This window comes from Streptomyces antioxidans, from assembly GCF_000968685.2.
Lineage (GTDB): Bacteria > Actinomycetota > Actinomycetes > Streptomycetales > Streptomycetaceae > Streptomyces > Streptomyces antioxidans.
Genome location: NZ_LAKD02000120.1, coordinates 53,365 through 68,249, shown reverse-complemented (window position 1 = coordinate 68,249; position 14,885 = coordinate 53,365). Strand labels below are relative to the sequence as shown.

Genomic DNA, 14,885 nt, shown 5'->3' with positions numbered 1-14,885 from the left:
TCGCCATGCCGAGGACGGGCACGCGAACAGTGTGCTTCGGACCGGAGGCACGCCATGGGAGCAGCCCGGCTGCTAAAGGCGTGTTCACGGTCGCCCGAGTTGTCCGGATCGCCAGCGCCTGTGGTGACACCGACGACAGCCCGAGGGAGACCCCCGATGATGTCCGCACGAGCACAGCCCCGCACCCACTCCAAGCACGCACACGACGACGCCCCCGACACCTCCGCCGACTTCCGCCGGATCGCCGGTCTGCCGGACGGCCAGGAGAAGGAGGCCCTGCGGCAGGAGATCGTCCAGGCCTGGATGCCGATGGCCGAGCGCATCGCCGCACGGTTCCGCAACCGCGGTGAAAGCCCCGAGGATCTGCGGCAGGTGGCCATGGTCGGCCTGGTCAAGGCGGTCAAGCGCTATGAGCCGGACCGGGGTTCGGCCTTCGAGAGCTATGCAGTCCCCACCGTGGTCGGGGAGGTCAAGCGGCACTTCCGCGATCACATGTGGGGGCTGCACGTCCCGCGCCGGGTCCAGGAGCTGCGCAACCGGGTCCGCACCGCCGTCCAGGAGCTGACCCGCTCACCGGACGACCGCTCGCCCAGCGTCAGGGACATCGCCCGGCACACCGGCATGACCGAGGAGGACGTCCTCGTCGGCATGGAGGCGCTGGACAGCTTCCGCACACTGTCGCTGGACGCCGCCCTGCGTGGCGCCGACGACGGCTACACACTGGTGGACACGCTCGGCTCCACCGAGTCCTCCTACGAGCGGGTGGTGCAGCGCGAATCCCTCAAGCCGTGTCTGCGCAGGCTTCCGGAGCGCGAGCGGGAGATCCTTTACCTGCGGTTCTTCTGCGACGAGACCCAGAGCCGGATCGCCGATCGGCTCGGCATCTCCCAGATGCAGGTCTCCCGGCTCATCAACCGCACCTGCGCCCGCCTGGGCCAGGAGGTCGACGCCCGTGCCGCGTGACGCCCACGCCCCGGTGGCCCGTGCAACCTCCGCCGGTCCGGGTCCCCGCCCCGGCCACGGCCACTCATGGCGGCGCACGCCTATCGTTGAGATATGCACGACACGGCGGTGACGCTGTTCCTCTGCGGCGATGTGATGCTCGCCCGCGGTGTCGACCAGATCCTGCCGCATCCGGGCGATCCGGAGCTCCACGAGCCGTACGTCCGCGACTCCCGTGCCTATGTGGAGCTGGCCGAGGCGGCGAACGGGCCGATCCCGCGCCCGGTGGACTTCTCCTGGCCCTGGGGCGACGCCCTGGCGGTGCTGGACGAGGAGGCGCCCGAGGTGCGGGTGCTCAACCTGGAGACGAGCGTCACCCGCAGCGATGAGTTCGCCCCGGGGAAGGACGTCCACTACCGGATGAGCCCGGACAACCTCCCCTGTCTCACCGCGGTCCGGCCCGATGTCTGCGTCCTGGCCAACAACCATGTGCTCGACGGCGGGCGGCGCGGGCTCGACGAGACCCTGGACTCCCTGGCCGCCGCCGGGCTCCGGGCGGCCGGAGCGGGCCGTGACGCGGCCGCCGCGCGGCGCCCCGCCGTCGTCCCCGCCCGGGACCACCGCCGGGTGCTGGTGTTCTCGTTCGGCGCCGCCTCCAGTGGCATCCCGGACCGGTGGGCCGCGGCCGGGAACCGGTCCGGGGTCGACTTCCTGCCCGAGCTGTCGGACGCCCGCGCGTACGCGATCACCGACCGGGTACGGCAGCTCAAACGCCCCGGCGACCTCGCCGTCGCCTCGGTCCACTGGGGCGGCAACTGGGGGTACGGCGTCGCACCGGACCAGATCCACTTCGCCCACGCCCTGATCGACGGCGGGGTGGACCTCGTCCACGGCCACTCCTCCCACCACCCCCGGCCCCTCGAGGTGTACCGCGGCAAGCTGGTCCTCTACGGCTGCGGCGACATGGTGGACGACTACGAGGGCATCGGCGGCCATGAGCGGTACCGCGACGATCTGCGGCTGCTCTACTTCCCCGTGCTGGACCCGGACACCGGCCGCCTGCTGACCCTGCGCATGGTGCCGCTGCGGTCCCGGCGGATGCGGCTGGAGCGCACCGGCCACGATGACTCCGCATGGCTGGGCGGAACCCTCGACCGGGCCGGGGCCTCCCTCGGCTCGCACATCGACGTCCGGCCCGACGACGTGCTCACCCTGCGCCGGACCTGACCCCGCCGGGCCCGGCGCATCTGATCCCGCCGGGTCCGGCGGGGTCAGGTCCCGCCGGGTCAGACGATCTTCCAGCGCACCAGCCCGCCCAGCACCAGCGCCCCGGGGATCAGCGGGAGCCACACCGTGATGAAGCGGTACGCCAACACCGTGGAGGTGGCCGACTCGACCGGTGCCCCCGCCGCCACCAGCGCGATGACCAGCGCAGCGTCGACCGAGCCGATACCGCCGGGAGCGGGCACGACGGCGGCCACCGCGGTGGCGGCCAGATACGCGAGCAGCACATGCGCCGGCCGCACCTCGAGCTCGAGCGCCAGCGCGACCGCCATCAGCCCCGCCGCCTGGAGCAGCGGAAACGCCAGCGAGCCGCCCCACAGCGCCAGCGCCCTGGACGGCCGGGTATGCAGCGAACGGGCGTCGGCCAGCGCGGTGCGCAGGAACCTCACCACGAGCCGGCGCACCGGACCGACCAGCGCCACCCCCGCCACCAGCACCCCGGCAGCCGCCACCACCCCGGCCACCACCGTCCCGCTCACCGACTCCGGCAGCAGCGGCCCCAGCCGCAGCGCCTCGGGAAACGCCAGGAGCAGCGTCAGCAGCAGCCCCATCCGGGCCGTGGCCTCCGCCAGGAAGTACAGGGCCAGCGCCGCCGAGGAGCGGGCGGGCGGCAGTCCGCAGCCCGTCATGAACCGGATGTTGACCGCGCTGGCGCCGATCCCCGACGGCAGCAGGTGGTTGGCCGCGCCCGCGGCGAACTGGGTGGCGAACAGCCGCCTGGCGGGCAGCCGCTCCAGCACCGTGCCCTGCCGGGCGAACGACACCGCCACCCAGCCGAGCCCGGTCGTCGCCACCGCCGTCAGCAGCCAGTACGGATTGGCGGTGAACATCTGGCGGGCGCCGGAGCCGATCAGCGACCGGTGCTTGACCACCCAGACGGCCACGACGAGCAGCGGCAGCAGACACAGGATCTGCCGCAGCGGCAGCCGCCGGAACAGTGGCCGGTGCCCCGCCCGCTCCGCGGGCCGGTCCAGGGGCTGCGCCGCGGGCCGCGGCATCGCTTCAGGCATCGGTCCGGACACTCCTGTCGTCATGGGATACGTGCCGGATACGGCTCTCGGCCCAGCATCGCCGCGGAACGAGCACCCCGCAGCGGGAGCGCGATCAGCAGGCCGAGGCAGATCCACACATAGGTGTTGCCGCCGAGGAAGCCGTCCACCCCGGTGAAGTCATACCGCCACAGCCACACCACACTGCTGCACAGCAGCACGTACACCACCGCAGCGGCCCGGAGCAGCAGCCTGCGCCTGGCCGGTGGCGCGTCCGGCCGCAGCCCGCAGTCGACCAGCACCACCAGGGCCGGAACCAGCCACACCAGATGGTGCACCCAGGTGATCGGGCTGATCAGACAGGCGGCCACCCCGGTCAGCGCGAACCCGGCCCGTTCGTCCCCGACGGCCACCGCGGAGCGCACCCGGTAGGCCCAGACGGCCAGCACCGCGAGCACGCCGAGCGCCCACACCACCCCGCTCGGCCGCACCGGATCGGCCAGCCGGGCCAGCACCCCCTCCCACGACTGGTTGGAGACGTAGGAGAGCACCCCGATCCGGTCGGTGTCCCACAGCGCCTCGGTCCAGTAGACCCGCGAGGCGTCCGGCGCCACCGCAAGCGCCAGCAGGGTGGCGGCCACCGCGGTGCCCGTGGCGGTCGCGGCGGCGCGCCACCGCCGGGTGATCAGCAGATAGCCGATGAAGATCGCCGGGGTGAGCTTGATGGCGGCGGCGAGCCCGATACCGCATCCGGCGAACCGGCCGCGCCCCGTGCACAGCAGCCAGGCGTCGAAGAACACCAGCACCAGCAGAACCAGATTGACCTGCCCGAAGCTGAAGGTGTCCCGCACCGGCTCCAGCAGGACGAACAGACAGGCCGCCACCACGAAGGCGAACCACTTGTTCCAGCCGTGCCGCTGGACGATCGGCCCGATCAGCCAGCTGAGCAGGGTGGCCGAGGCGGCCACGTTGAGCACCATGCTCAGGGTGATCGCGGCCGGCCAGGTGAACAGCGCCATCGGCAGCATGCACAGGGCGGCGAACGGCGGATAGGTGAAGCCGTAGTCCGCCCCGTCAGCGCCGGGGATGGTGAAGTCGTAGATCCGGCCGTCCCGCCGCCAATGGCCCACGGCGTCGTAGTAGACGTTGAGGTCGAACCAGTGCCGGTGCAGCGGCACGAAGGCCAGGAAGAGCGCCACCGCCACCGTGAGGGCGAGCCCCAGCGCCAGCCGTCCGCGCGAGGTGGTGGGCCCCGTCATGCCGAACGCTCCGACCGGTGGCCGCCGGGGACGGCGGGCAGTCCGCCGCCGGTGGCGGACCCCGGTGCGCGCCGTACGCACCACAGCGCGCACACCGCCAGCACGCCCCCGCACACCGCGTACGTCAGCTGCCGGGAATCGGGTGCGAACCCATTGGGCAGCACGGCCAGCGCGAGCACTCCGCTCCCGGCCACCACCGCCTTGCGCACCGTTCCGCCGGGACCGGCCGCGGCGATCACGAACAGCCCCCACAGCACGTACCAGGGCCGGATCGCCGGGCCCAGCAGGGCCACCGCGATCAGGCTCAGCCCGAGCGCGTACACCGGCCGGGGGCGGGGCGGGCGCAGCCAGGCGGCCCCGATGGCCGCGGTGGTGGCCAGCAGCCCCAGACCGTGCCACGCGGGCCCGGCCAGCGGCGCCAGACCGCTGCCGACCGACTCCAGCAGGGCGCCGGTGGCACGGCCGAGCGTGCTGGTCAGCGCCCAGTTGTCCGGTGAGGCCGGGGTGGTGAGCGCGGAGATCCAGCCGTAGCCGGTGCCGGTCACCGCCGTCGCCGCTCCCGTGGTGGCCAGGGACAGCGCGGCGGTGGCCGCCACGGCGCCGAACCGGCGCCTGCGGCCCTCCAGCCGGCGCGCCCAGAGCGTGGCGACCGCCAGCAGCCCCAGCGCCGCCGGGGCCTTGACCAGAGCGGCAAGCGTGACCAGGACCGCGCCACAGGCCGGCCATCGGCCCGTCGCGGCCACCAGCCCGGCCCCGAGCAGCCCGAGCATCACGGCATCATTGTGCGCCCCACCCACCAGATGCAGCAGCAGGAGCGGGTTGAGGCCGCCCAGCCACAGGGCGGAGCGCGGTTCGGTGCCGCAGCGGCGCGCCAGCACGGGCAGCGCGAGCACCATCAGCGCCACCCCGAGCAGCGCGATCAGCCGCAGCCCGATCACCCCGAGCGACGGCTCGGCGCGCGAGGCGTGGGCGATGGCGGATTCGAAGGCCAGCGAGACCGGGCCGTACGGCGTCGGGGTGTGCTGCCACACCGGCGCCACCTCGTCCGCCAGCGGCCCGCCGAGGCGGATGGGGCCGTGGGTGTAGACGTCGATGCGGGCGTGCACCATCGCGCCCTGGGCGAGATAGCTGTACACATCCCGGCTGAACAGCGGCGGCCCGGGCAGCAGCGGAGCCGCCCAGGTGGCGAGCGTGATCAGCAGCGAGCGGGGGCCGGGCGGCTCCGGTCCGCGCACCTCGCGCCCGAGCAGCCACCACGCCGCGATCAGCAGCACAAGACCGAAATAGGTGCTGATCAGCCCGAGCGCCTCGGTTCCGGAGTCAGGGGTGAGGGCGTCCCCCACCGGCAGCGCTCCGGCCGTCGCTCCGCCCGCTGCGAGGGCCACCGACCCGGCGAGCCCGAGGAGCCGACAGTGCCCAGGAGTGATGTGGCAGTGACCAGGAGCGACGGCGACACGTTGCGGAAGAAGGCGACGGACCAGCACCCCGCCAGCCTCGCGAGAGCGCATGGCCGGAGATTGACGTCGCGGTCACCGGAGACTGGCCGAGAGGTGTCGGCCGGGCCACACCGCCTGGGGAGCGGGCAGGATCGATGTCCACGGTGCCCGGTCGACCACCAGTTGACGCAGTTTGCGCAGCTCGCACGGGCTGTTCCAGCCGAGCACCCCGACCACCCGGCTCCGGTGTCCATAGGCGACGACGAACTGGCCGCCCTCGAGCTCGCCGTGGAGCACGGCGAGCTCCGCGTCGGCGGGAAAGACGCCGTACGCCTGGATGTGGGCGTCGTACTGATCGGTCCAGAAGTACGGCACGGGGGCGAACGGCTGGTTCTCGCCGAGCACATTGCGGGCGACGGCCCGCGCCTGTTCCGTGGCGTTCAGCCGGTGTTCCAGCCGCATCCGGCAGCCGAAGTGGTCGTTGTGCCACGAGGCGACATCACCGGCCGCGTAGACGCCGGGCGCCGCGCGGCAGGTGGCATCGCATTCGACGCCGTTGCCCAGCCCGAGGCCGGATCCGGCCAGCCAGCCGATCGCCGGGGCGGCGCCGATGGCGACCACCACGACATCGGCGTCCAGCAGGGTGCCGTCGGTGAGTTCCAGACCGGTCACCCGGCCACCGGACTCGAAGAACCGCCGCACCCCGGTGCCACAGCGCATGGACACCCCGTTCTTCGTGTGCAACTGCCCGACCAGGGCGGCTATCCGGTCACCGAACTGCCGCAGCATCGGCACCGGCCGGGGGTCGATCATGGTGACGTCCAGCCGCATCCTGCGGGCCGCCGCCGCGGCCTCCGAGCCCAGGAAGCCCGCGCCGACCACCGCCACCTTCCCCTCGGGCTTGCGGCGCAGATCGGAGCGCAGGGCGAGGGCGTCGTCGAGGGTGCGCAGCAGATGCACCCCGGCCAGATGGTGGGCGCCGGGCAGGCTGTTGGGGGTGACACCGGTGGCGATGACCAGGGCGTCGTAGGAGACGCTGGCGCCGCCGTCCAGCACCACCCGGCGGGCGGCGGTGTCCAGACCGGTGGCGGACCTGCCGAACAGCAGCCGCGCGTCGAGGGCGGACAGCTCCTCGTCGGTGCGCAGCTTGATCCGGTCCGGCTCCCAGGTGCCCGCCAGGATCTGCTTGGACAACGGCGGCCGGTTGTAGGGGGTGTGGGGCTCGTCGCCGATGAGGGTGAGCCGTCCGTCGTACCCCTCGCCGCGCAGGGTGACGGCCGCGGTGAGCCCCGCGACCGAGGCACCCACGATCACGACGTTCCGCGGTGCGCTCACGAGCCGGCCAGGGCGATCGCCAGGGCGGGGCGGACGGCGGCCGCGTGACGGACGCCGCCGTGCACCGAGGCGACGCATTTGTCCTGAGGCAAGGTCACCTGCATGGCGTTCTCCGGCACTGGGGATCAACGGAAGGCGGTTACCAGACGAATGTTCGGTAACGGGCGGAAGGGAGGCTAGTTCGCCCGCGTACCCAGCACAACACGCTCCGCAAGAAGCTGGCCACGGAGCGAGACATATGAGCCTGGCATGTGCACCCCCAACAGGTCGGCGGGGCGGCCCGGGACGGCTCTACAAAGCGCCAGGTCACACCCGGCTCCGCCGGTCGGGGGCCGTTGGTGTGCGAGGTGGGGCATCAGCGGCTCACATGGCGGAAATACGCAGGTTACGAAAGTTCCGCATTGCTCACGTACGGTTCGAAGAGGTCCACGATTTCCACCGCACGGAGGATCTTTGCGCGCGCTCCGCACACCGCCCGACTGGCTGACGCACCCCCTGCGCGGGGTGCGGGCGCTGCGGGGTCCCGTGCCGTGGGCGGCGGTGCTCCGCGGAGCCCTCGGCGTGGGACCGGTGGTGGCCGTCGGCGTGGCGTCGGGGCACACCCCGTTCGGGATGCTCGCCGGGCTGGGCGTGATGTTCGCCCATATCAACGACCGCCCCGCCACCCGCGCCACCCGCGTCGTGCGCATCGGCCTGCCCGCCCTCGCCGGGGCCGTCGGACTGCTCACCGGGGCCTGGCTCGGCACGCTCGGCCTCGGCGTCTGGATCGTGCCCGCCCTCGCCGCCGTGGGACTGGTCTCCGGCGCGATCAGCGCCATCGGCCCGGTCTGCTCCTCCGCGGGGGTGCAGCTGATGGTGCTCGCCGTGGTCGGCGCGGGGATGCCCCTGCCGGTGTCCCCGCCGGCCAGGGCGGGTCTGCTGCTCATCGGCGCCGCATGGGTGATCGCCATGGCCGCGCTGCTGCCCCGCGTTCTCCCCTCGCGCCAGGTCGCGCCCACCGGCGAACGGGAGGCGGTGGCCGCCGTGTACGACGCCCTGGCCGGTCTGATGACCGCCGTCGGCTCCGACGACGGCCAGGCCGCCCGGCGCAAGCTCACCGCCGCCTACGACGCGGCGTACGAAGCCCTCTACGCCCACCGGCTGCCGCTGCACCGCGTCGATGAGGAGGAGCGGCGGTCGCGTGATCGGCTGGCGGTGGCCGGAGCACTCAGCGAGGGCATCCTGACCCTCCTGTGGGAGGACGAGCCCGTACCCGAGCGCATCGCGCGCACCCCCGCCCAACTGGCCCGCTCGGTACGGACCGGACTGCCACCGGGCCGACTGCCCGCCCCGGTGCCCGACACCGCGGGCAACGTGGCCATGCACCGGGCCGTGCTGCTCGCCGCCCGGGTCTTCGACGGCGAACCGGCGCCGCCCGTCGGCGCGGTGGTCCCCGGCCACCGGCAGCGGCTGCGCCGCGCCCTCGGCCCGGCGGGCCGGGAGTACGCCGCCCGGGTCGCCCTGTGCGTCGGCGTCAGCACCGCCATCGCCCAGCACCTCCCGGGCGCGCACTGGTACTGGCTCCCCGCCACGGCCGCCTTCCTGGTCAAGCCCGACATGGGTCCACTGGTCTCGCGGGCCGTCTCCCGCGCCCTCGGCACCGCCGTGGGCGTGGCCGTCTTCGGCGCCCTCGCCACGCTGTTCGCCCCCGGTGCGGGCGGCCCCGGCAGCTGGCCGGTGGCCGTGGCGGCGGTCTGCTCCGCGCTGATCCCCGTCTCCGTACGCCACTTCGCCCTGCAGACCGCCGTGCTCACCCCGCTGCTGCTCTCCCTGGTCTACCTCGGCGGCGACACCGACCCCGGGTTCACCCGGCTCACCGACACGCTCCTGGCCTGCGGTGTGGTCCTGGCCGCCGGGGCGCTGCCCGGGCTCGGCGGCCCGCGCGCCCAGGTGTCGGTGCGGCTGTCGCTCGCGGTCCGCGCCACCCGCGACCACCTCGACCGGGTGCTCACCGCCGAGGCGCCGTACGCCACCCGGCTGCGGTTGCGCCGCGAGGCCTACCGCGCGCTCGCCGACGCCCGCCGCGCGGTGGAGGTGGCCGGTGCCGAACACCCGCCGTTCGGCCGGGACCTGGCGGCCTGGGCGCCGGTGGTGCTGGCCCTGGAGAAGATCGTGGACGCGGTCACGGCCTGTGGCGTACGGCTCGACCAGGGAGCACCACAGCCCGATCCCGCCCACGCCTCCCGGCTGCGGGCCGCGCTGTCCGACCTGGCCGACGCCGTCGCCACCCGCCGGCCCCCGACGGACCTCGTCCTGCCCGCGGGGACGGCGGCGGGCGACTGCGCGACCATCGCCGATGTCACCGCCGGGCTGCGCACGGTCCGCGACCTGGTGGCCCGTTGACCTCACTCACCGCCCCGGCGGCCATCGGCTGACCCCGGTCGCGGCGTGCCCGGCGCACCCGCGCACCGTCCGGACGCCCGGCGCTGCGCCGCGGCGCCGGGCATCCAGCGGTCGGCGCCCTGGTCCGGATCCCCGTCACACGCCGGGACACCCGGCCCGCGGGGCGTTCCAGAGGTGGTGCATGGCGTACGAGCGCCAGGGCCGCCAGCCCTCGGAGTCCTCCGGCTGCGCCCCTGCGCCGCGGGCCCCGGCCCGTACGGCGACATCCGACTCCAGCAGCACATCGGGGTCGCTCAGCGCCCGCATCCTGATGTAACCGGACGTCCAGGGGCCGATGCCACGCAGCCCCAGCAGCTCCTTCTCGGTCCGGTCGCGGTCGGCGCCCGCGTCCAGCCGCACCGTGCCGTCCGCGAGCGCGGTGGCGAGCGTGCGCAGCGTGGCGCGGCGGCTCTCCGGCATGCCGAGCTCGGCGAGCGACGCCCCCGCCAGGTCCTCCGCGCGCGGGAAGAGACGGGTGAGCCCGCCGTCGGGCCGCTCCAGGGGCTTGCCGTACGCGGCGACCAGCCTATCGCCCAGCACCCGCCCGGCGGCCACCGACACCTGCTGGCCGAGCACGGCGCGAAGGGCGAGCTCATGCGGGTCGGCGGTGCCCGGCGAACGCAGCCCCGGCCGCGCGGCCACCAGGGGCGCGAGCGCGGCATCGGAGCCAAGGCGCTCGGCGACCGCGTACGGGTCGGCGTCCAGGTCGAACAGGCGCCGGATCCGCTGGATGGCGGTGGTCAGATCGCGCAGCTCGGTCAGGCGCAGCCGGCACTCCAGCCAGCCGTCGCCGGGCCGTTCGTCCACCTCGACGACGGCACAGGCGTGCGGCAGCCGCAGCGTACGGCGGTAGGTACGGGCTCCCGGTGCGCCCACCATCTCCTCCAGGCCGGTGAGGGCACGCCGGGCGAGGTAGTCGAAGACCTGCGTGGTGTCGTACGGACCGCGGTAGGCGAGCCGCAGCGGCACCCCGGCCGGCGCGCCATTCGTCCCACCGTTGGTCCCCAGCACCCCGCCGGGCGCCCCCGCGGACCCGGACAGGGAGGACTTCTCCGGCCGGGCGGCGCGCAGTTCGGTGGGGGTGGCGGCGTAGATCTCGCGCAGGGTGTCATTGAACTGCCGGACGCTGGAGAACCCCGCCGCGAACGCGATCTCCGAGGCCCGCAGCGGGGTGGTCTGCAGCAGGATCCGCGCGGTGTGGGCGCGCTGGGCGCGGGCGAGCGCCACCGGCCCGGCACCGAGCTCGGCGGTCAGCTGCCGCTGCACCTGCCGGGCGCTGTACCCGAGCCGCGAGGCGAGCCCGGACACCCCTTCCCGGTCCACCACCCCGTCCCCGATCATCCGCATGGCGCGGCCGACGGCGTCCGCGCGCGCGTTCCAGTCGGCGGAGCCGGGCACGGCGTCCGGGCGGCAGCGGCGGCAGGCCCGGAACCCCGCGCCCTGCGCGGCGGCCGAGGTCGGGAAGAACCGGACGTTCTTGCGCCGGGGCGTGGTGGCGGGGCAGCTCGGGCGACAGTAGATCCCGGTCGTGGCGACGCCGAAGAAGAACTCGCCGTCGAACCGCGCATCGCGGCTGCACACCGCCTCGTACCTGCTGTCGTCGCTCATCACACCTCCACTATGCGCCCCGGGCGGGAGGGCGTGCTGGCGGGAATCGGACACGGCGCTCGTGGTGCCGCCGATGGTAAAGTCACCAAGGTGACTGCCGGGTCGGCCATGGGCCACGCACGAGTGAGGCGCCCGGCCTCGGCGTGAGCCCGGGGCGGGCAAGAGGCCCGCCCTTTCCTCCGTGTCCTTCCTCCCGGCGCCCGTAAGCGGCGCCTGTGCCAGCGGAATCCACGATGCGGAGACACCACCACAGATGCCACACCACGCCCAGCCCCAGCACGACCCCGAGCCCCCGGCCACCGTCGTTCGACTGGATCACACTGCCGTCTACGCCCATGACCGGCAGTTGTCCGCCGAGTTCATCGCCGCGATTCTTGGGCTGGAGGTCGGAGCCCCGTTCGGCCCGTTCCTGCCCGTCGATCTCGGCAATGGCGTGACGCTCGACTACTACGAGAAGCGCGACGAGCCCATACAGCCGCAGCACTACGCGTTTCTCGTGCCCGATGAGCGGTTCGACGGCATGATCGACCGCCTGGAAGCGGTCGGCGTCACCTACTACGCCGACCCCAACCACACCGACCCCGGCCGGATCAACCGTCTCTTCGGCGGCCGTGGCGCGTACTTCGACGACCCCGGCGGCCACAACATGGAGATCATCACCCGGCCCTATATCCGCCCCTAGTGGCTGGTGCCCCGGTGGCTGGTGCCCCGGCCACCGGGGCAAGCGGGCCGACGGCGCGCGACGAATCCTCGGGCGCCGCGCGCCGCGCGCCGCTCAGCGATCTGCTGTAGGGCCTCCCGGACGGCCCGTGCCGGGTGTTCTTCGCCCCCTCTCCCGCCGCCGTCCATCAGGCGTTTCCCCGCGGATGAGCGGATGCCACCCATGGCCGGGCCATGGTCCGGTGCCCCCTAGACTGTCTCGCAATCCTCACGTTGATCGGAGCACGACATGCGTCGCCTTGCCCTCGCCCTCCTGGCATGTTCAGCCCTCACACTCGCCGGGTGCGCGCAGGACTTTGACCGGGGCCCTGATGGAACAGTCACCGACAAGGTCAAGGACGGGAAGAAGTTCTACCTGGTCGTCGATCCGGCCAAGGGCGGCGACGAGAAGAAGTTCCGGGTCAGCAAGTACGACTACCACGACTGCAACCGTGGCTCGAAGTACCCCAAGTGCGTTGATGACTGAGGGCGATGGGGCCTGAGCGTACTCATCGTCGGCCCCGGCCGCCCGCGGTCGGGGCCGACGGTGTTCCGAGGCGGGCTCACGATCCGCCGGTCACGCCGATGGACATGGAGGAGAAACGTGCGCTGGACCGATGGGAGGTGCGGGCCGCACGCTGGCCATGTGCCCGCATACGTTTCCTCCACCGCCGAGCCGCCGTGGTTCGCCCGGCCCGCCGCCCGCGCCTGGACGTGTTCTCCCGCCCCCGCCGAGGTGCGGGATTTCCACGCCGCCCTGCCCGGTTACGCCCCCACTCCGCTCACCGAACTCCCGTCGGTGGCCGCCGAGTTGGGGGTCGGCCGGGTCTTCGTCAAGGACGAGTCATATCGGCTGGGCCTGCCCGCCTTCAAGGCCCTGGGCGTGTCCTGGGCCGTGCACCGCGCCCTCGCCGCACGGCCCGCACACGGCGGAGCCAGCGTGCCCATCACCCTGGTGAGTGCCACCGACGGCAACCACGGCCGCGCGGTGGCCCGGACGGCGCGGCTGCTCGGCCACCGCGCCCGGATCTTCGTACCACGAGGTGTCCATCCGGAGGCCGTGGCGGCCATCGCCGCGGAAGAGGCGGAGGTCTCCCAGGTCGCGGGGGCGTACGACGAGGCCGTGAGCCAGGCCGCCGGGGCGGCCGCCGCACCGGGCGCGCTCCTGGTCCAGGACACCGCCTGGCCCGGGTACGAACGGATACCGGGCTGGATCGTCGAGGGCTACTCCACTCTCTGCGCCGAGATCGACGAGCAACTGGTGGCCGCCGGGGCCGGGACGCCCGGCCTCATCGCCATCCCGGTGGGCGTGGGTTCGCTGGCCCACGCGGTCGTCACCCACTACCGCGGCCGCCCGGCCGGGCCGCCCACGGCCCTGCTCTCGGTGGAACCCACGGCCGCCTCGTGCGTCCTCCAGAGCCTCACACATGGCGCACCCGTCAGCGTCACCACCGGCGAGACCATCATGGCCGGACTGAACTGCGGCACCCCCTCCAGCATCGCCTGGCCCCATCTGCGCGACGGTCTCGACGCGGCCATCGCCATCCCCGACGCCGCGAGCGCCCGCGCGGCGCGTGACCTCGCCCGGCTCGGCGTCTCCAGCGGTCCCTGCGGTGCCGCATCGCTCGCCGGACCCCGCGCGGCGCTCACCGGCGACGGGGCCGATGAGCGCCGTGCCGCACTGGGCCTCGGCCCGACCTCGACCGTGGTGTTGCTGAGCACGGAGGGCAGCGCGGCCAACCCCGCCACCGAGGCCAACCCCGCCACCGCCACCGCGGACATCTGAACCCCTCCGCGTCCGACCACCGCCGGGCGCAACCGACCCGCCCTCGGGAGGAGTGACGCCGCGGACCAATTCCAGCCGCGGACTACTTCCAGATGGAGCCGACCCACTCGGGGTGATCGATGAACGGGTTCCGGTTGTGCTGGAAGCTGTCGTAGATGACCTCGTTGCGGTTCTTCTCGAAGTCGTCGGGCGGGTCCTCGGCGCTCCACTCCTTCAGTACGGAGAGACGGCCGATGTGGGGCGCGGAGCCGTTGTCCACCTCGTCGTTGGGCTCGAGGTCGGGGAAGCCGTCGTCTCCGTCGTAGCGGACGGCCATGTAGAGGATCATCCGGGCGATATCGCCCTTGACCTGGTCACGCGGTTCGAAGGAGTCGTCGTCGGTGCGGTTGCCCGCGGCGTCGGGCACCTCCTCGCCGCCGTTGTCGAAGTCCTTGTTGCCGCGGACGCTGTTCACCTTCACATTGGCCGGGCGCAGATGGTGCAGATCGGTGCCGGGTCCGGTGGCCGTGCCGAAGTCGCCGTGTGACTTCGCCCAGACGTGCTCGCGGTTCCAGTCGTCGGGGTCGCCGCCATTGGCGTCCTTGGCCTGGGAGCGGCCGGAGTAGAGGAGGATGACGTTCGACGTGTTGTCCGGGTCCTCGTCCGTGGACTTCAGAGCGTCCCACACCTCGTCGTAGGACAGCTTGGTCTGCTCGCTGATGATCGTGTGCAGCGCCGCCTTCAGCTCCGGGCCGCTCTTGCCCGTCGCGTCCTGGTAGTAGTCGTCGGGCGCCTGCACGGCCGCGGGCCGGGTGGTGTCCGCCGTGGCCGGTGTGTTGGCGGCGGCGACCGAAGGGGCGGCCACACCGGCCGCGGCCACGACGGCCAGCAGGGGAAGGCGCCGTGACCGGCGCGCGCGATGAGTGGACATGATGTGGGGGGTGTCCTCTCCGAGACGAGTACCCGGGCCGCCAACTGGCGCCGCGAGTACGGATGTTCAAGGCACAAGCTCTCGGAGACTCGCATGTGTGGCGCCCGAACGTGTGTACGCGGTGTGCCCGTTCCGCGTGAATCCGGTGAACGCTCCGGGGTCGTGGTGGGGGGCGGAGGACGGGTCTGCCGTCGGGCCGGATCTGCGGAACTGGCA

General features: G+C 73.3%; 12 protein-coding genes. 6 read left to right on the top strand and 6 right to left on the bottom strand.

Going from position 1 to position 14,885, the window contains the following annotated elements:
- Positions 1-156 precede the first annotated feature (156 nt).
- Complete coding sequence (locus tag VT50_RS34270; protein ID WP_046086347.1) at positions 157-963, top strand: SigB/SigF/SigG family RNA polymerase sigma factor; 807 nt, start codon at positions 157-159, stop codon at positions 961-963.
- 93 nt (positions 964-1,056) lie between these two features.
- Positions 1,057-2,169 carry a CapA family protein gene (locus VT50_RS34265; protein ID WP_046086348.1) on the top strand — a complete coding sequence of 371 codons (1,113 nt, stop codon included), beginning with the start codon at positions 1,057-1,059 and terminating at the stop codon, positions 2,167-2,169.
- A gap of 59 nt (positions 2,170-2,228) precedes the next feature.
- On the opposite strand, the gene VT50_RS34260 is transcribed toward VT50_RS34265, so the two are convergent.
- Genes VT50_RS34260 through VT50_RS34245 form a run of 4 tightly spaced genes read right to left on the bottom strand, consistent with a single transcriptional unit; the run spans position 2,229 to position 7,245 of the window.
- Positions 2,229-3,236, bottom strand: coding sequence for a lysylphosphatidylglycerol synthase transmembrane domain-containing protein (locus tag VT50_RS34260; RefSeq protein WP_078840717.1), 1,008 nt, complete (start codon positions 3,234-3,236; stop codon positions 2,229-2,231).
- Between the two features lie 20 nt (positions 3,237-3,256).
- Positions 3,257-4,474 (bottom strand): glycosyltransferase 87 family protein, encoded by a 1,218-nt coding sequence (locus tag VT50_RS34255; RefSeq protein ID WP_046086405.1) that lies wholly within the window; start codon positions 4,472-4,474, stop codon positions 3,257-3,259.
- Positions 4,471-5,982, bottom strand: a complete 1,512-nt coding sequence (gene mptB / locus VT50_RS34250) for a polyprenol phosphomannose-dependent alpha 1,6 mannosyltransferase MptB (protein ID WP_240529418.1) — start codon at positions 5,980-5,982, stop codon at positions 4,471-4,473. The genes VT50_RS34255 and mptB overlap by 4 nt, the downstream gene beginning before the upstream one ends.
- Positions 5,983-6,003: 21 nt before the next feature.
- Positions 6,004-7,245 (bottom strand): NAD(P)/FAD-dependent oxidoreductase, encoded by a 1,242-nt coding sequence (locus tag VT50_RS34245; RefSeq protein ID WP_240529417.1) that lies wholly within the window; start codon positions 7,243-7,245, stop codon positions 6,004-6,006.
- Between the two features lie 453 nt (positions 7,246-7,698).
- On the opposite strand from VT50_RS34245, the gene VT50_RS34240 reads away from it, so the two are divergent.
- Positions 7,699-9,627, top strand: a complete 1,929-nt coding sequence (locus VT50_RS34240; protein ID WP_046086350.1) for an FUSC family protein — start codon at positions 7,699-7,701, stop codon at positions 9,625-9,627.
- Between the two features lie 135 nt (positions 9,628-9,762).
- Here the strand turns inward: VT50_RS34240 and VT50_RS34235 are convergent, their stop codons facing one another.
- Positions 9,763-11,274: an AlkA N-terminal domain-containing protein gene (locus VT50_RS34235; protein ID WP_046086351.1), complete on the bottom strand. Its 1,512-nt coding sequence runs from the start codon at positions 11,272-11,274 to the stop codon at positions 9,763-9,765.
- Positions 11,275-11,527: 253 nt separating this feature from the next.
- On the opposite strand from VT50_RS34235, the gene VT50_RS34230 reads away from it, so the two are divergent.
- From VT50_RS34230 to VT50_RS34220, 3 genes are all read left to right on the top strand, one after another.
- Positions 11,528-11,956: a VOC family protein gene (locus VT50_RS34230; protein WP_046086352.1), complete on the top strand. Its 429-nt coding sequence runs from the start codon at positions 11,528-11,530 to the stop codon at positions 11,954-11,956.
- A gap of 267 nt (positions 11,957-12,223) precedes the next feature.
- Positions 12,224-12,460 (top strand): hypothetical protein, encoded by a 237-nt coding sequence (locus tag VT50_RS34225; RefSeq protein ID WP_014058039.1) that lies wholly within the window; start codon positions 12,224-12,226, stop codon positions 12,458-12,460.
- A 159-nt stretch (positions 12,461-12,619) separates the two neighbouring features.
- Complete coding sequence (locus VT50_RS34220; protein WP_046086353.1) at positions 12,620-13,759, top strand: diaminopropionate ammonia-lyase; 1,140 nt, start codon at positions 12,620-12,622, stop codon at positions 13,757-13,759.
- An 82-nt stretch (positions 13,760-13,841) separates the two neighbouring features.
- Here VT50_RS34220 and VT50_RS34215 read toward each other — a convergent pair whose 3' ends face one another.
- Entirely contained in the window at positions 13,842-14,669 is an 828-nt protein-coding gene (locus VT50_RS34215; RefSeq protein ID WP_046086354.1) for an endonuclease I family protein, read from the bottom strand.
- Between the last annotated feature and the right edge of the window lie 216 nt (positions 14,670-14,885).